This is a genomic window from Mesorhizobium sp. M0778 (genome assembly GCF_040320105.1).
GTDB lineage: Bacteria > Pseudomonadota > Alphaproteobacteria > Rhizobiales > Rhizobiaceae > Mesorhizobium.
On the sequence record NZ_JAMYPA010000005.1, the window covers coordinates 192,326 to 209,315 of the forward strand.

16 protein-coding genes and 1 other RNA gene are annotated in these 16,990 nt (G+C 62.7%); 4 read left to right on the forward strand and 13 right to left on the reverse strand.

Annotated elements, in window-relative coordinates; genetic code table 11:
- Positions 1-41: 41 nt before the first annotated feature.
- The 4 genes from NKI22_RS09750 to ffs all read right to left on the reverse strand — a co-directional run bounded on the left by NKI22_RS09750 (position 42) and on the right by ffs (position 3,579).
- Entirely contained in the window at positions 42-995 is a 954-nt protein-coding gene (locus NKI22_RS09750; protein ID WP_023719592.1) for a cell wall hydrolase, read from the reverse strand.
- Between the two features lie 185 nt (positions 996-1,180).
- The gene (locus NKI22_RS09755) at positions 1,181-1,504 is read right to left on the reverse strand and encodes a YbaB/EbfC family nucleoid-associated protein (protein WP_023719593.1); all 324 of its coding nucleotides are present in this window, start codon (positions 1,502-1,504) and stop codon (positions 1,181-1,183) included.
- 32 nt (positions 1,505-1,536) lie between these two features.
- Positions 1,537-3,378, reverse strand: coding sequence for a DNA polymerase III subunit gamma/tau (locus NKI22_RS09760; RefSeq protein ID WP_352815777.1), 1,842 nt, complete (start codon positions 3,376-3,378; stop codon positions 1,537-1,539).
- A gap of 104 nt (positions 3,379-3,482) precedes the next feature.
- Positions 3,483-3,579: signal recognition particle sRNA small type (gene ffs, locus NKI22_RS09765), an RNA gene on the reverse strand.
- 357 nt (positions 3,580-3,936) lie between these two features.
- Between ffs and NKI22_RS09770 the strand changes: the two genes are divergently transcribed.
- Genes NKI22_RS09770 through NKI22_RS09780 form a run of 3 tightly spaced genes read left to right on the forward strand, consistent with a single transcriptional unit; the run spans position 3,937 to position 5,664 of the window.
- Positions 3,937-4,356, forward strand: coding sequence for an HIT family protein (locus tag NKI22_RS09770; RefSeq protein ID WP_023717834.1), 420 nt, complete (start codon positions 3,937-3,939; stop codon positions 4,354-4,356).
- 38 nt (positions 4,357-4,394) lie between these two features.
- Positions 4,395-5,336, forward strand: coding sequence for an NAD(+) diphosphatase (nudC, locus tag NKI22_RS09775; protein WP_023717835.1), 942 nt, complete (start codon positions 4,395-4,397; stop codon positions 5,334-5,336).
- A gap of 25 nt (positions 5,337-5,361) precedes the next feature.
- Positions 5,362-5,664: a Dabb family protein gene (locus tag NKI22_RS09780; RefSeq protein ID WP_352483257.1), complete on the forward strand. Its 303-nt coding sequence runs from the start codon at positions 5,362-5,364 to the stop codon at positions 5,662-5,664.
- A 25-nt stretch (positions 5,665-5,689) separates the two neighbouring features.
- On the opposite strand, the gene NKI22_RS09785 is transcribed toward NKI22_RS09780, so the two are convergent.
- The 9 genes from NKI22_RS09785 to NKI22_RS09825 all read right to left on the reverse strand — a co-directional run bounded on the left by NKI22_RS09785 (position 5,690) and on the right by NKI22_RS09825 (position 16,051).
- Positions 5,690-6,631, reverse strand: a complete 942-nt coding sequence (locus tag NKI22_RS09785) for a 2-hydroxyacid dehydrogenase (protein WP_023717837.1) — start codon at positions 6,629-6,631, stop codon at positions 5,690-5,692.
- Positions 6,632-6,726: 95 nt separating this feature from the next.
- Positions 6,727-8,355, reverse strand: coding sequence for an ABC transporter ATP-binding protein (locus NKI22_RS09790; protein WP_352958392.1), 1,629 nt, complete (start codon positions 8,353-8,355; stop codon positions 6,727-6,729).
- On the reverse strand, positions 8,352-8,606 hold the full coding sequence (locus NKI22_RS09795; RefSeq protein ID WP_352640537.1) for a hypothetical protein: 255 nt from the start codon (positions 8,604-8,606) through the stop codon (positions 8,352-8,354). Before NKI22_RS09795 ends, NKI22_RS09790 begins: the two co-directional genes overlap by 4 nt.
- A complete protein-coding gene (locus NKI22_RS09800) occupies positions 8,606-8,839 on the reverse strand; it encodes a hypothetical protein (protein WP_352640536.1) in 234 nt (77 codons plus the stop codon). The genes NKI22_RS09795 and NKI22_RS09800 overlap by 1 nt, the downstream gene beginning before the upstream one ends.
- 120 nt (positions 8,840-8,959) lie before the next feature.
- Positions 8,960-10,099, reverse strand: coding sequence for an ABC transporter permease (locus NKI22_RS09805; RefSeq protein WP_352640535.1), 1,140 nt, complete (start codon positions 10,097-10,099; stop codon positions 8,960-8,962).
- On the reverse strand, positions 10,099-11,193 hold the full coding sequence (locus NKI22_RS09810; protein ID WP_023717841.1) for a microcin C ABC transporter permease YejB: 1,095 nt from the start codon (positions 11,191-11,193) through the stop codon (positions 10,099-10,101). The genes NKI22_RS09805 and NKI22_RS09810 overlap by 1 nt, the downstream gene beginning before the upstream one ends.
- A gap of 279 nt (positions 11,194-11,472) precedes the next feature.
- A complete protein-coding gene (locus NKI22_RS09815) occupies positions 11,473-13,341 on the reverse strand; it encodes an extracellular solute-binding protein (RefSeq protein WP_352958394.1) in 1,869 nt (622 codons plus the stop codon).
- Positions 13,341-15,224: an extracellular solute-binding protein gene (locus tag NKI22_RS09820; protein WP_023717844.1), complete on the reverse strand. Its 1,884-nt coding sequence runs from the start codon at positions 15,222-15,224 to the stop codon at positions 13,341-13,343. The genes NKI22_RS09815 and NKI22_RS09820 overlap by 1 nt, the downstream gene beginning before the upstream one ends.
- A gap of 173 nt (positions 15,225-15,397) precedes the next feature.
- A complete protein-coding gene (locus NKI22_RS09825; RefSeq protein ID WP_023717845.1) occupies positions 15,398-16,051 on the reverse strand; it encodes a c-type cytochrome in 654 nt (217 codons plus the stop codon).
- Between the two features lie 192 nt (positions 16,052-16,243).
- Here NKI22_RS09825 and NKI22_RS09830 point away from each other — a divergent pair, with 192 nt between their 5' ends.
- Positions 16,244-16,972: a 3-deoxy-manno-octulosonate cytidylyltransferase gene (locus NKI22_RS09830; RefSeq protein ID WP_023717846.1), complete on the forward strand. Its 729-nt coding sequence runs from the start codon at positions 16,244-16,246 to the stop codon at positions 16,970-16,972.
- Positions 16,973-16,990: the final 18 nt, after the last annotated feature.

Sequence of the window (16,990 nt, forward strand, 5' to 3'; positions counted from 1 at the left end):
TGGCGGCAGCCAGATGAGCGGCGGCGCCGACGTTGACCGTCTCAGTTTTCTTCCAGCGGCCGGGTCTGGCCGGCGATCATCGCGCCGATGGCGTCGGTGTTCTCGGGCGTCGCCTCGAACGACATTGTCGGCTCTGCCGGCGCTGCCTCGAAGGAGGTGACAGGCCGTGCGCTCGCGGTCCCACCGAAACGGGCCGCATCGGGCTCCTGCATTGGTTCTTGCAGCGCCACCAGCACCGGCTTCTCCTGGGTGGGCTTCTCTGGGGCCGCCCTCTCCGGGGTCGCCATCCCGGCAGTCACCCTTGTCTGCTTTGCCGGCTGCGATGCGGCGGCGGTCACATAGGTCGCCTTGGCGAATGTCGGCTTGGCGTCGCGCGCCGGCTCGGCCGAGGCGACAAGTATGGCCTGAGCGGCAGGCGCTTGCGGCTTGGCCTGGGCCACGGCGACCACCGGTTCGTCCGGCAGCGGCTGCCAGTTGCGGCCGCGCTTTTCATAGAAGGCATTGCCGCCGGCGACCATGGTGTAGTGCATGTTCTTGTAGGGGAAGCGCAGGCCGGCGGTGTGGAAGTACATCGTGTTCTTCAGCTTGGCTTTGCGCTCGCCCTTGAGCACCGCCGCGGCGGCTTCCTCGACATCGGGCATCGCCTTCGAATTCATCGGCCGCGTCATGACGCCCGGCGCGAATTGGCCGCGCTCGCCAACGACCTGGCAGATGGTGTTGCCATGCTTGCCGGACCGCAGCCGGTTCATCACCACCGTGCCGACCGCAATCATGCCGTCACGGCTCGACCGGTTGGACTCGAAGAACATTGCCCGCTCCAGGCACTCCTTTTCCTTCGGCGTGGAATTGTAGGAGCGCGAGCTCAGGAAACCCGGCGTAATGGCATCGGTCAGGCTGGACATGCCGTGCGAGGCGGTCTGACTGCAAGCAGCCAAAAACAGCGGCGAGATAACGACGCCGAGCCGCAACGGCGTCTTCCATCGGGTAGAGATCAACAGGCGTCCCCTCATTCTGCTGCCAGCCCGCCCCTGGTTGCGGCAAGAATGAGACACTTTCAGGCAAAAAGATGGCTAAAGCGTTATTAAGTGTGGGGAGTTGCCTAATAGACACAGCCGGCGGAAGAGCAAGCACTGGCTGCTGCACTCTTCGGCCACTGTAACGGCATACCGATTGACTAGCCTTAGAAGGGCAGTTTCATTCCCGGCGGGATCGGCAGTCCCGCGGTCAGCGCCTTGGTCTTTTCCTGCATGGTTTGCTCGACCTTGGTCCTGGCGTCGTTGTGGGCAGCGAGAAGCAGATCCTCGAGAATCTCGACCTCGTCCTCCTTGAACAGCGACGGGTCGATCTTCAACGACTTCATCTCGAATTTGCCGGTCAGCGTCACGCTGACCAGGCCGCCGCCGGCCTGTCCGGTGGCTTCCAGCGTGGCGATCTCATCCTGCATGGCCTGGAACTTGGCCTGCATTTCCTTTGCCTTGCCCATCAGGCCGAGAAGATCTTTCATCGCACGGTCCTTTGCAGTTGGTGCCGGTTGTTTCAGGTTTCGTCGTCGTCTGCCGGCGGCTCGACCGGCACTTCGCCCTCGGCCGCATCGGCTTCCGGCGCGTCGGGAATGCGCACGTCGATGATCTTGGCGCCGGGAAAGCGCGCCAGGATGGCGGCGACCGTCGGATCGCTCTTGGCATCGAGGAAGGCATTTTCGCGCTTTGTCGATTCCATCTCGGCCAAGGTCTGGCCGCCCTCTTCCTTCGACAGCGACACCAACCAGTTGCGGCCGGTCCAGGCGCGCAGCTTGGCGGTCAAATCGTTGAGCAGCATCTTCGGCGCATCGTCGGTCAGGCTGACGTCGATACGGCCGGGCTCGATGCGCACCAGGCGCACGCAACGCTTCACCAGCACCTTGAAGGCCATGTCGCGCTGGGCGTCGGCAAGGGCGACAATGTCGGCTAGCGACTTCACCGGCACCGGCGGCGCCTCGACCACCGGCCCCGGCGGAGCAACGAAATTGGTCGGCACCGGCTCGGGCTCGACCAGGCGCATCGACTGCGCGCCGCCATTGGCCGTCGGCATCCGCGTCTGCGCCACGGCACCGGCACCACCGCTTGCAGGCCCATGGCTTGCGGGGCCGGGGCTTGCGGGGCCGGGGCTTGCCGGCGCGCCATTCGCGCGCGGCGCGGAGCCGGGCAGCGAAACGCCGCTCTCCAGCGATCTCAGCGCCTCGTCCAGCGTCGGCAGGTCGGCGGCATGCGCCAACCGGATCAGCACCATCTCGGCGGCGCTGACTGGACGGTTGGAAGTCTGCACCTCGGGAATGCCTTTCAAAAGCATCTGCCATGTCCGCGACAGCACCTTGACCGACAGCGTCCTGGCGAAATCGGCGCCGCGCCGGCGCTCGTCCTCGGACAGCGAGGCGTCGTCGACAGCAGCCGGCACGAAGCGCAGACGGGTGACCAGATGGTTGAACTCGGCAAGGTCGGTCAGCACCGCGGCAGGATCGGCGCCGGTATCGTACTGGGCACGGAATTCGGCAAGCGCGGCGGCGACGTCGCCCTTCATGACATGTTCGAACAGGTCGACGATGCGGGCACGGTCGGCCAGGCCCAGCATGGCGCGGACCGCTTCGGCGCTGACCGCGCCGCCGCCATGGGCGATCGCCTGGTCGAGGATGGACTGCGCGTCACGCATCGAGCCTTCGGCCGCGCGCGCGATCATCGCCAGCGCATCGTCTTCGACTTCGATGCCCTCCAGACCCGCTATCCTGGCAAGGTCGGCCTTGATCATTGCCGCATCGATGCGCCTGAGGTCGAAACGCTGGCAGCGCGACAGGACGGTGATCGGCACCTTGCGGATTTCGGTGGTGGCGAAGATGAACTTGACGTGCGGCGGCGGCTCTTCCAGCGTCTTCAGCAGGCCGTTGAAGGCCTGGTTGGAAAGCATGTGCACTTCGTCGATGATGTAGACCTTGTAGCGCGCCGATACCGGGGCGTAGCGCACGCGTTCGATGATGTCCCTGATGTCGTCGATGCCGGTATGCGAGGCGGCGTCCATCTCGATGACGTCGACATGGCGGCCTTCCATGATCGCCTGGCAATGCTCGCCGAGCACGGCAAGGTCGACTGAAGGCTGGTCGACGGTCGATGTTTTATAGTTCAGGGCCCGCGCCAGTATGCGCGCGGTCGTCGTCTTGCCGACGCCGCGCACGCCGGTCAGCATCCAGGCCTGGGCGATGCGGCCGGTGGCAAAGGCATTGGTCAAGGTGCGGACCATCGGCTCCTGGCCGATCAGTTCGGAGAAATTCGACGGTCGGTATTTGCGCGCCAGCACGCGATAGGCGGCAGGCTTGTCCGATTTCCCGGCGTCGTTTCCGGCTTCGCTCATTCGCCCGTTAAGCTCCAAGGGCTGCCACTGGAGGCGGCCGATTCCTGCGCATAGTTTCGCCCGCACGGCTTGGCGCCGTCAATGTCGGGGCAAAAGGCGAAGAGGCGGGAGGCTGGAACAATGACCCGTTCCGGGCTCGTTAGGGCTGCTTCCTTCCGGACCTGACCCGGTTGGCGAGTGGACCGTCCACCACCAACCTCCCGGCCTCCATATCGGCAATCCGGCGATGAAATGCAAGTGCGGATGATAGGAGTCGTGCGCGACGGCGAAAGCTGAAACCAAAAACCCGCCTCGGCGGGCGGGTCGTTGGTGCGAATAATCACCATAGCGACATTAGTAGCATAGCTGCCGGCACAAAGCAAGAACAAAATGTGGCTGCGGTCAAAATTGTCGACCTCGGCGGGGCAGCGCCAACCGTATGCAATGCCCTGGTCCTCGGTTCTTCGCGCACAATCAGCGCCACGACGGCCAATGTTGCTTGCTGCCCCTTGCGGCCCCCCGGTAGCCGCTCTAGCGTCGATAAAGTTCAAAAAACGTCAAAATGCGAGGGAAACGCCGATGCTGCCGGGCCTCAAGGCAGGATTCACGCTTGACGCTCAGCTGGAAGCCGACAGCGAACAGCTGATGTGGCTCGGCCTGTGCGAATTGCGCGTCATGAACGACCGCCGCTGGCCGTGGCTGCTGCTGGTGCCGCAGCGGCCGGGCATCGAGGAAATCCACGACATGACGCCGCTCGACCAGGCGATGCTGACCTTCGAGACCAACATGGTGGCGCTGGCGCTGAAGCGGGTGACCGGCTGCACCAAGATCAACACCGGCGCGCTCGGCAACATCGTGCGGCAGTTGCACGTGCATGTTATCGCGCGCTCGGAAGGCGATCCCGGCTGGCCCGGCCCGGTGTGGGGGCACGGCCTGCGCGAGCCCTACCAGCGCTCCGACATTCGCAAGTTTGCGGAAAAGATCAAGGCAGCGCTATAAGCCTCTCCCGTGTCCATCTTGAACCTTCCTGAGTCCGCATGAGCTTTAGCCTGTTTGACGCGCCCTTGCGCGAGCCGAGCCAGTTCGTCGGCTTCGCCGGCAACATCATCGACCGGCAATCCGAAAACCGCGCCGACGATTCCGTCGAAAAGGCGCTCGCCGATCCGACGACTCGGCTTTTGCTGATGCATGGCGGCCGGCTCTATCTGAAGCTTGCGCAAGACGCATTCGATCCCTGGTTCGGCGTGGCCGAAAGCCGGCCGCTCGAGGCATCGCTCGAAAACGGCGTCCTGCTCGGTTTTTCCGAAAGTGGCCCGGTGCTGGCGGTGCCGGCCGCGGTCGAGCCCGAGCAGCTTCCCGAGACGATCAAGGCGATCGACTATCGCTCGGTCTATATGCAGGGGCTGATCGACGAAGCGGCGGCCGGCGCGCTGGCGCAAGGGGCGGCGCTGCTCGCCTGGCATGCCAGCCATCGCTTCTGCAGCAAATGCGGCACCGAAGCCGAGATGCGGGCCGGCGGCTACAAGCGGCATTGCCCGGCCTGCGGTACGGAGCACTTTCCGCGCACCGACCCGGTGGCGATCATGCTGACGGCGACGCGCGAAAAATGCCTGCTCGGCCGCGGCCGGCATTTCGGGCCCGGCATGTATTCGGCGCTCGCCGGTTTCATCGAGCCGGGCGAGACGATCGAGGCGGCGGTGCGCCGCGAAACGCTGGAGGAAGCCGGCATCCGGCTCGGCCGCGTCGTCTACCACGCCAGCCAGCCCTGGCCGTTTCCCTATTCGCTGATGATCGGCTGCTTCGGCGAACCGCTCAACGACGACATCCACCCCGACCTCAACGAGCTGGAAGACTGCCGCTGGTTCTTTCGCGACGAGGTGCTGTCGATGCTGGCCAGGGAACATCCGGGCGGCCTGGTGACGCCGCCGAAAGGGGCGATCGCCTATAACCTGATCCGCGCCTGGGCCGACAGCGCGTGACACGAAGACATCGCAGGAGCAAAAAATGATCCGTCACACCGTCGTGTTCACGCTAAAACACCCGCCGCACTCGCTTGAGGAAAAAAGGTTCCTCGCCGATGCCAAGAGGATCCTCACGGCGATAAAGGGCGTCACGCATTTCGAGCAGTTGCGGCAGGTCAGCCCCAAGAACGAGTACCGCTTCGGCTTCTCGATGGAGTTCGCCGATCAGCGGGCTTACTCCGGCTACAACGATCATCCCGACCACGTCGCCTTCGTCCGCGACCGCTGGATCCCCGAGGTCGAGGCGTTTATGGAGATCGACTACGTGCCGCTCGGCTGGGGCTGAGACGGGGAAGCGGCGCTCCAAAAAATCAATACCCCGCGTCGCGGTCCACCACATTTTCCAGCGCTTCGCCGCGCTCGAAGGCGTCCATCTGGCGCAGCATGATCGGCGCCAGGTGGACCGGATCGGAAGTTGCCGCCGCATGCGGCGTCACGAACACTTTAGGATGGTTCCATAGTGGGCTGGTCTTCGGCAGCGGCTCGACCTCGAACACGTCGAGGCTGGCTTCCTTCAGCGTGCCGTCGTCCAGTGCGCGCAGAATGTCGGCGTCCTTCTGCAGCCTGCCGCGCCCGGCATTGATCAGCACCGAGCCGCCGAGGCCGTTGCGCTTGCGCAGCTCCTTCAGCACGCCGTGGTTGATGATGCCGTGCGTCTGCGGCGTCAGCGGCAGAAGCACCACCAGGATGTCGGTAGCGTTGAGGAACGGGATCAGGCCGGCCTCGCCCGCATAAGTCGAGACACCTTGCATCGGCCGATCGCTGCGCGACCAGCCATTGACCGGAAAGCCGAGCGACAACAGCACCGACGCCGCCGCGCGGCCGAGCGTGCCGAGCCCCATAATGCCGACCGAGATGTCGCTGGCCGGCCGCTGCTGCGGTTCGTGCCAGATCTTCTTCTGCTGCTGGGCGCGGTAGAGCATGCCCTGGCGATGGTGGTCGAGCACCCGCCAGACGACGTATTCGGTCATGTACTGGGTCAGGTTGTCGGCCACCACCTTGACGACCGGAACGTCGGGCAAGGTGGGATCGGCGAAGATGTGGTCGACGCCGGCGCCGATCGAGAAGATGGCGCGCAGATTGGGCAGCGACGACAACAGGTTCGGCCGCTGTTTCCACACCACCGCATAGGTGATCGACGGATCGGCGGCGCCATTCGGCTCGAGCACCACTTCGCGCTCCGCCGACAGCAGTTCGCGCCAGCGCAGCGGATGAATACCGGTGAGGGCAAGCAGGATGCGGCCTTTTTCCATTGCGGATTGTTTTTCCTTTTTACCAACAGCGTTCGCGTCCCGACGTGCAAGGGCGCGGCAGCGTTTTGATTTTGTGCATGATCTCTGGCGAAAATCTACTCGCTAACGATGCCGACCGGCGCCGTTTCGATCTTGAAGGCGGCCGAGATCAACGCCTTTGTATAGTCGGTCCGCGGGTTGCCAAAAATCTGTTCGGAAGGTCCGGCTTCGACGATCCTGCCATTGCGCATGACGATGACTTCATTGGCGAGCGCGCGGATGACCCTCAGATCGTGGCTGATGAAGAGATAGGCGAGGTCGTGCTTGGCCTGCAGGCTGCGCAAGAGGTCGACGACCTGCGCCTGCACGCTCATGTCGAGCGCCGAGGTCGGCTCGTCCAGCATGACGAAGCGCGGGTTGAGCACCATGGCGCGCGCGATGGCGACGCGCTGGCGCTGGCCGCCGGAGAATTCGTGCGGATAGCGGTTGCGCGTCGCCGGATCGAGGCCGACTTCCTGCAGCACGTCGACGACACGCTCGTCGCGCGCATCGGGCGACAGTTTCGGCTCGTGGATCTTCAACCCTTCCTCGATGATCTCGGCGACCGACATGCGCGGGCTGAGCGAGCCGAACGGATCCTGGAAGACGATCTGCAGTTCGCGCCGCAGCGGCCGCATTTCGTTGAAGGATAGCTGATCGATGCCGCGTCCGTTGAACTGGATATTCCCGGTCGACGAGATCATCCTGGCCAGCGCCAGGCCGAGCGTCGTCTTGCCGGAGCCGGATTCGCCGACGACGCCAAGCGTCTGACCGGCCCGCACGGTGACGTCGATGCCGTCGACCGCCTTCACATTGTCGACGGTGCGCCGGAAGAAGCCCTTCTTGATCGGAAACCAGACCTTGACGTCGTTGCCGACCATCACTGGCTTGGCGGCCTGGTTGGCCGCCGGCGGCTTGCCCTTCGGCTCGGCGGCAAGCAGATGCCGGGTGTAGGCGTGCTGCGGATTGGCGAATATCTCCTTGGTCGGGCCGGTCTCGACGATCTTGCCCTTGGTCATCACGCAGACCCGGTCGGCGATCTTCCTGACGATGCCGAGATCGTGGGTGATGAACAGCATCGACATGTTCTTGCGGCTTTTCAGGCCGGCGAGCAATTCGAGGATCTGCGCCTGGACGGTGACGTCGAGCGCCGTCGTCGGCTCGTCGGCGATCAACAGTTCAGGCTCGTTGGCCAGCGCCATGGCGATCATGACGCGCTGGCGCTGGCCGCCGGAAAGCTGGTGCGGATAGGCGTCGAGCCGCTTCTCCGGTTCGCGGATGCCGACCTCGTGCAGAAGTTCCAGCGTGCGCGCCTTGGCGGTGCGATCCCCCAGGCCCTGGTGCAATTTCAGCACCTCGACGATCTGCTGCTCGATCGTGTGCAGCGGGTTGAGCGAAGTCATCGGCTCCTGGAAGATCATGGTGATCTTGTTGCCGCGCACACAGCGCAAGTCTCTCTCGTCCGTGGCCAGCAGGTCGGCGCCGAGGAACAGGATCTTTCCCGAGGGGTGGCTGGCGGTCGGATAGGGCAGCAGCTTCAGCACCGACAGCGCGGTGACCGACTTGCCGGAGCCGGATTCGCCGACCAGCGCCACCGTCTCGCCCTTGGCGAGGTCGAAGGAAATATGGTCGACGGCGATCGACTGGTTGCCGCCTTGCGTGAAGGCGACGCTGAGGTCTTGTATGGAAAGGAGAGGGGCGGTCATGGCTCAACTTCCGCGACAACCCTGTCCAAGGCGGAAATTTCCTGTCGCATGATCGAAATTTTGACTGCCATTTGAGGGGGGACGAGACGATTTGGTGCGATAGAATAGGTCTCTTTCAATCTCATGTCCGCGGTCTGCTTTCTGCCGTCGTTCAGTGAAATGAGCTGAAGCAGTTTTTTTGCAAGCGCATCGTTGTTTTCAAAGGCATAGATGAAAATGTTGGTGTCGACATAAAGCCGGACTGCAGCCATCAATCCTCCCACTCATCGCGGAGGGCACGAACACGCGCGACAGCCTCGTCGAGGCTTGTTCCCGGCGCGTTGGCCTGAGCATTCCGCATGAGTTCAAGCGATTGTTCGCGGCCAAGAGGCCTGTTGGCCTCCTCTTCCACTGTCACTTTGACCGAGGCGCTCGGAGCTGTGCCCCTTCGCAGTTCATCCGGGAGCTTCGATGCCGGGTAGTGTTCAAGGATGACCTTATTCATAACCCTTTCCTTCCCCGACGTGCGGCTTGACGGACTGAACCGACGCCAACACCGTCATGGGTCCGGGTTCGCTCGATATCGGCCGGAATATAACATGCCGAATGCCAGCCCGCATCGCTCTCATCTGAACGTCTTGCGCGGATCGAAAGCGTCGCGGGTGGCCTCGCCGACGAAGACCAGCAGCGACAGCATCAGCGAGATGACGACGAAGCCGGAAATGCCGAGCCATGGCGCGTTGAGATTGCGCTGTGCCTGCTTCAACAACTCGCCGAGCGAGGCGGAGCCGGGCGGCAGGCCGAAGCCGAGATAGTCGAGCGAGGTCAGCGTCGAAATCGAGCCGCTAAGCAGGAAGGGCAAGAAGGTCAGAGTCGCCACCATGGCATTGGGCAGCAGATGCCGGAACATGATGGTGATATTGGACACGCCGAGCGCGCGCGCCGCATTGACATATTCGAAATTGCGGGCGCGCAGGAATTCGGCCCTTACCACGCCGACCAGTGCCACCCAGGAAAACAGCAGCATCAATCCGAGCAGGATGAAGAAGCCGGGCGGCAGGATGGCGGCGACGATCAAGAGCAGATACAGCACCGGGATCGCCGACCAGATCTCGATGAAGCGCTGGAACAGAAGGTCGGTCCAGCCGCCGAAATAGCCCTGCAGAGCGCCGGCCGCCACGCCGATCAGCGCCGAGCCGGCAGTCAGAACCAGGCCGAACAGCACCGAGATCCTGAAGCCGTAGATGACGCGCGCCAGCACGTCGCGGGCCTGGTCATCGGTGCCCAGCCAGTTCCAGTTGCCGACGTTGCAGTTGGGGTCTGCCTCGCCTTTCGGATACTGGTTGCAGCGCGTCTTCTTGTCGTAGAGCCAGGATGGCTTGGTCGGTGCTGCTTCGGGAATAGCGTTGTTGACGGTCTGATAGGAGTAGCGCACCGGCGGCCAGATCATCCAGCCATTGGCGTTGATCTCGTCCTGGATGACCGGGTCGCGGTAGTCGGTGACCGCATAGAAGCCGCCAAACTTCTCCTCGGGATAGGCGACCAGGACCGGAAACAGGATCTCGCCCTTGTAGGAGGCGATGATCGGCTTGTCGTTGGCGATCAGTTCGGAAACCAGCGACAGCACGAACAGGAACAGGAAAATCCACAACGACCAGTAGCCGCGCCGGTTGGACTTGAAGTTCTGCAGGCGGCGCTGGTTGAGCGGCGACAGAAAGGGCCGCGCGATCCGAGGCGGCGCCGTTTCGGCTGTGGCCTGCGCCATCAGACGTCTCTCCGCTCGAAGTCGATGCGCGGATCGACCCAGGTATAGATCAGATCGGACAGCAGCCCGACGAACAGGCCAAGCAGCGAGAAGATGTAGAGATTGGCGAAGACCACCGGATAATCGCGCTGCACCACCGAGTTGAAGCCGAGCAGGCCGAGGCCGTCGAGCGAAAAGATGTTCTCGATCAGCAGCGAGCCGGTGAAGAAGGCCGAGATGAAGGCGCCGGGAAAACCGGCAATGACGATCAGCATGGCGTTGCGGAAGACGTGGCCGTAGAGCACCTGCCGCTCCGACAGGCCCTTGGCGCGGGCGGTGACCACATATTGTTTGCGGATTTCCTCGAGGAAGGAATTCTTGGTCAAAAGCGTCGTCGTGGCGAAGGCCGACAGCACCAGCGCCGTCAGCGGCAGGGTCATGTGCCAGAAATAGTCGACGATCCTGGCCGGCCACGACAGCTGGTCCCAATTGTCGGAGGTGAGGCCGCGCAGCGGAAACCAGTCCCAGAACGAGCCGCCGGCAAACAGCACCATCAGCAATATGCCGAACAGGAAGCCTGGAATGGCGTAACCGACGATGACGACGCCGCTGGTCCAGACGTCGAAGGTGGAGCCGTCCTTGACCGCCTTGCGGATGCCGAGCGGGATCGAAATCAGATAGGACAAAAGCGTGATCCACAGCCCGATCGAGATCGACACCGGCATCTTTTCCAGGATCAAGTCGAGCACCGAAATGTCGCGGAAGTAGCTGTCGCCGAAATCGAAGCGGAGATAGTTCCACAGCATCATGCCAAAGCGCTCGAGCGGCGGCTTGTCGAAGCCGAACTGCTTCTCCAGCTTCTTGATGAATTCCGGATCGAGCCCTTGCGCGCCGCGGTATTTCGAGCCGACGTCGCCGGCCACATCGAAATTGGCGCCGCCGGCATCACCGCCGCCGCCACCGAGGCGATCGCTGCCGCCTTGGTTGGTCAGCCTGGCAATGACCTGCTCGACCGGCCCGCCAGGCGCGAACTGGATGACGGCGAAGGACACCGCCATGATGCCGAACAAGGTCGGGATCATCAGCAGCATGCGGCGCAGTATATAGGCGCCCATCAGTTTTTACCCTCCTTAGGGAGGACCACTGTGGCTGGGGGTGCCCCCGAGGCAATCGCTTCAGGCCAATTGTCGACGCCGGCGCCGCCTCTCATTGTCCTGCCGGACATTTCTCCCCGTATAGTGACGGGGAGAAAGGGGCTGGCCGTAGTCTCGGCGCTTTTGTTGCCATGTTTGTGGTTGGCGAAATCCTCGATGAAAGCCCCCCTCTCCCCGTCGCTATACGGGGAGAGGATGCCGGCAGGCAGGTGAGGGGCGGCGCCAACGCCCGCAAGAAATTCAGCCTTTGCCAATCTTTGCCGCCTTGTCCCTGTCAAACCACCACAGCGCTTCCATCGCGAAGCCGTAGTCGGGTTTCGTTTCGTCGAAACCGAACATGTCCCAGAAGGCCACGCGGTGATTCGCCGAATACCAACTAGGAATCCAGTCCATGCGCGCGCGCAAGACCCGATCCAGCGAACGCAGCACTGTCGTCAGTTCCTGACGGTTTTTGACGCGGTCTATCGCCTCGACAAGCATGTCGATCGCCGGGTCTGCCGTGCCGGACAGATTGCGCGATCCCTGCAGGTTGGCCGAGCGTGAATGGAAGATGCCGTCCATTCCCTCCCGTGTTGGCGTCGGCGAGAACAGCACCGCCATCGCTATCATGTCGAAATCGAAGCTCGCCTGCCTGGCTTGGTGCTGTGCCGACTCGACCAGGCGGATTGAGGCGTCGAAGCCGATGGCCTTCAAATTCTCCGCCCACGGCCCATAGATGCGCACCAAACCTTCGTCGTCAGCAAGGATTTCTAACCTGAAAGTTTCGCCGGCGGCATTCTGGAAAAATTGACCGGACCGTTTCCATCCCGCGTCAGCCATCAGCTTTTGCGATGCGCGCAGCAATTTCCGGTCACGGCCGCTGCCGTCGGATGGGGGCAGAGCATAGACTTCGCCGAAGACTTCAGGCGCAAGCTTGTCGCGAAGCGGTTCCAGCAGCGTCAGTTCGTCAGGAGACGGTACGCCGGTGGCTTTGAATTCCGATCGTTCGAAATTGGATTGCGAACGATCATAGAGGCCGTAGAACAGCGATTTGTTGGTCCATTCGAAATCGAAGCACAACGCAATGGCGCGGCGCACGCGCATGTCCCGAAACCGTTCGCGCCGCTGGTTCAAGGCTGTCGCGTACATTAACGGGCGCTTTTCGGAAGGAAACTCGCGTTTAACCACCTTGCCCGCGGTGAGCGCCGGAAAATCGTAGCCGGTAGCCCATACGCGCGACGTTGCCTCTTCGCGGAAATGGACTTCGCCCTTCTTGAAAGCCTCGAAAGCCGCCTGACGGTCGCCATAGAACTCTATGCGCAGCTTGTCGAAATGGAACTGTCCTTTATTGACCGGCAGGCCGCGGCCCCAATAGTCCACGACGCGCTCGAACTCGATTGTCTGTCCCGGACGCACCAACCCGACCTTGTAAGGGCCGGATCCGAGCGGCGCCTTCATGCGGGAGCTGTAAAACGGGGCGATCGCGAAATATGCCTTGGAGAGGATCGGGAACGTTGCGACATCCAGGATGGTGCGTTCCGATTGCTTGCCCGAAAAAGTCAATCTCAGCGTTCCAGTATCGGCGGCGACGGCTTGGGTCATCTCACGGAGCGGCAGCGAGAGATCGGGATGGCCCTGATCCTTGAAAAGGGTGAACGTATATGCGGCATCCTCTGCGGTCAGCGGCGAGCCGTCATGCCAGCGCGCCTGCGGGCGCAGGGCGAACTCGAACATGTTGCGGTCCGCCGAGATCGTCACGCTTTCAGCCAGCAGTCCATAGATGGAATCCGGCTCGTCCTGTGCGCCGGTCATGAGCGAATCGAAACACATTTCCATGCGCGGCGGGGCGTCACCCTTGGGCACGAAGCTGTTCAGCGTGTTGAAGGTGTAGGGATTCTGGTTGAACACCCATTGCGATGGGCCGAAATTGAAGATGCCGCCCTTGGGCGCGTCGACATTCACATAGTCGAAATGCGGGAAATCAGGAGGATATTTGAGATCGCCGAAGGCCGACAGGCCGTGCAGTTTCACGCCGGTCGGGATCGTGGCGAAAGCCCGGCCGGGCAGCCATGCAGCTGCCGCGGCGGCACCGCTCAGGGCGAGGAAGTCGCGACGGGGCAGCGCCAACATCAATTGCCACTCTTGTATTTGGCCGCCAGCGCTTTTTCCTTGACCGTATCGATCCACCAGGAATTCTGGTCGACGCCGCTATAGGCGGGCTGCTTTTCCGGCATACCGAACTTGTTCCAGTAGGCGAGCCAGACCACGGCGCGGTAATATTGCGGCACGACGTAGAAATTCCACAACAGCACCCGGTCGAGCGCATGGGTGGCGGCAACCAGATCGTCGCGGTCGGTGGCAAAGATGACACGATCGACCAGCGCATCGACGACCGGGTCCTTAATGCCGGCGTAATTGCGCGATCCCGGCGTATCGGCCGCCTTGGAGCTCCAGAAATCGCGCTGCTCATTGCCGGGAGAGTCGGACTGGCCGAGTATCGAAGTGACCACGTCAAAGTCGAAATGGGTGACGCGGTTGATATACTGGGTCTGGTCGATCAGGCGCAGCGTCGCGTCGACGCCGATCTTGCGCAGATTGGCTATGTAGGGGCTGGCGATGACCTGATCGGTGTCGTTCCAGCCGAGGATTTCGAATTTGAACGGTTCACCGGTCTTGGCGTTGACCATCTTGCCGCCCTTGATCACCCAGCCCGCCTTGGCGAACAGATCGACGGCTGTCTTGAGGTATTTGCGTTCCGCCTGCGGCGTGTCGTAGACCGGCAGCTTGAATTCCTCGGTGAAGAGTTCGGGCGGCAGCTTGTCGCGGTACTGCTCGAGGATTTCGAGTTCCTTGCCTTGCGGCAGGCCGCTCGACGCCAGTTCCGTGCCTTGGAAATAGCTGCTGGTGCGGGTGTTGGAACCGAAGAACAGGGTCCGGTTCATCGTCTCGAAGTCGAACGGGTACATCAGCGCGGCGCGCACCAGACGATCCCTAAACAGCGGGCGCCTGGTGTTGAGCATGAAGGCCTGCATCGGTTCGGGCGACGCGGTCTTGAATTCCTTCTTGATCACGTCGCCGGCCTTGACCGCCGGAAAGTCATAGAATGTGTTCCAGCGCCTCGAACTGTTCTCCGGCTTGATGTCGTCCAACCCGCCCTTGGTGAAGGCCTGCCAGGCGGCATTGTCGTCGAGAAAATAGGTGAAACGCTGCCTGTCGAAATTCTCGCGGCCGATCTTCACCGGCAGCTTGGCCGCCCAGTAGTCGGGCACGCGCTGCCAGATGATTTCGGATCCCGGCTTGAAGCTGGCGATCTTGTAAGCGGCCGAGCCGAGCGGCGGCTCCAACGTGGATTTGGTGACGTCGCGCTTCTTGCCGTTGGCGTCGGTACCTTCCCACCAGTGCTTCGGCAGCACGACGAGGCCGCCGAGGATCTGAGGTAGCTCGCGGTTGCCTTTCTGATTGAAATGGAACTCGACCTCGCGATCGGAGATGGCGACCGCGTCGGTGACGTTTTCGAAATAGCGGCTGTACATCGGGCTGTTGGCCTTCAGCACCTGGAACGACCAGATCACGTCGTCGACGGTGATCGGCTGGCCGTCATGCCACTTCGCCCGCGGATCGAGGCGATAGGTCGCCGAGGAATAGTCGGCTGGATATTTGTAGGCATCGGCGATCAGCGGATGGTTTACGCTGCCCTCGTCCGTCGCCTGCTCCATCAGTGTGTCGTAGAGCAGGCCGCCGCCGAACTGCGCGAAGCCTGCGGCCGGCGAACCCTGCACGATATAGGGATTGAAGCTGTCGAACGTGCCGAGCTGAACCGAATTCAGCGTGCCGCCCTTGGGTGCATCCGGATTGATGTAATCGTAGTGCTGGAAGTTGTCGCCATATTTGGATTCGCCGATCAGCGACGAGGTCGTGCGCCATTCGTCCGCGAGGGCCGCCTGCAGGCCGCCGGCAAAAGCAGCCAGCATAAGCACCGATTTCAGAAGCGTCCGCGCTCGGCCAACCGTCATGCGTTCTCCTCTTCGCGATATAGCGCCGTCACGATAGCGTCTGGGCCCAATCTAGATCATTTGGCGCCGCTGAAAACCGCAACCGAGCGGCTTTGTCGTCGCATATGCATTTTTCCTAACGAAAAAGCCGGGCTGAACCCGGCTTTTTCAAGGATTATGTCATTACAGTTTTGTTATTTTGCGGGTGCAGCCGGAGCGGCTGGCGCCGCGCCTTCTGCCGGCTTGGCAGGGGCTGCACCTTCGGCCGGCTTGGCGGGCGCGTTTTCGGCCGAGGCGCCGGGCGCCGGCAGCGGCTTCGGATTGTCCGACAGCGTACGCAGATAGGCGATGACGTTGGCGCGGTCCTCATCTTTCGGCAGGCCGGCGAAACCCATCGCGGTGCCCTTCACGAACTTCTTCGGCGAGGTGATGAAGTGGTTGAGGTTGTCGTAGGTCCACTTCTCGGCGCCGCCCTTGGAAAACTCCTTCATGCCGGCCGAATAGGCAAAGCCCTCATGCTCGGCGACCGGACGGTCGATGATGTCCCAGAGATCGGGGCCGACCTTGTTGGGGCCGCCCTTTTCACCGGAGTGGCAAGCCTGGCATTTCTTGAAGACGGCGGCGCCCGCTTCGGCGTTGGCGGTGGTCAGCAGCTCGGCGATCGGCTTGGCCTCCGCGGCGGGAGCGGCCGGGCCGCCTTCGGCAGGCTCGGTCGCCTCGATGGCAAAGCCGGGCTTTTCCGGCGCCGGCGAGGCAAACAGCGCGTCGGACACGATGCCAACGGAAAAGACAATGAACACCGTGCCGAGGAAAGCGGCGAGCAGCTTGTTGACTTCGTTGGAATCCATACGCCCCAGGCTCCCTTTTCCGGCGGACCGATCCGTCCACTCCGTCCGTCGGTATCGTGAACCACCCTGCGAGGCGGTCAAATCGCGCGGAAACTAGGTCTTTTGCTCCGGCGTTGCAACACCTATAAGGGCGCTGCCAGTGAGACCTTTTGCCACTTTTGTCCTCCTCTTTTTCGAGCCCCTGCCCGCCTCATGTCCACCCTCATCCTGATCCCGGCCCGCATGGCCTCGACCCGCCTGCCGGGCAAGCCGCTGGCCAACATCGCCGGCACTCCGATGATCGTCCACGTCGCCCGCCGTGCTGCCGAGGCCGGCCTCGGCCGGGTCGTCGTCGCCACCGATACGCAAAGCGTTGCGGAGGCGGTGCGCGCGCATGATTTCGAGGCGGTGATGACGCGGGCGGACCACGAAACCGGCTCCGACCGCATCTTCGAAGCGCTGACCATTCTCGACCCTGGCAACAGCGTCGAGACCATCGTCAATGTGCAGGGCGATCTGCCGACCATCGAGCCCCTTGTTATCGGCGCCGCGCTTAAGCCTTTCGAGAACGCAGCGGTCGACATCGCCACGCTCTGCGTCGAGATCGTCCGCGACGAGGAAAAGACCAATCCGAACGTCGTCAAGCTGGTCGGCTCGCCACTCTCGGCGACGCGGCTCAGGGCGCTCTATTTCACCCGCGCCACCGCCCCCTGGGGCGAAGGCCCGCTCTACCATCATATCGGCCTCTATGCCTATCGCCGCGCCGCACTCGAACGCTTCGTTGCGCTGAGGCCGTCGCCGCTGGAGCGCCGCGAGCGGCTGGAGCAGTTGCGGGCGCTCGAGGCCGGCATGCGCATTGATGCGGAGATCGTGCAGTCGGTGCCGCTTGGCGTCGATACGCCGGACGATCTCGAACGCGCCAGGGCGCTCCTTTCCAACTAAGAAATTCTTCCCCCAATT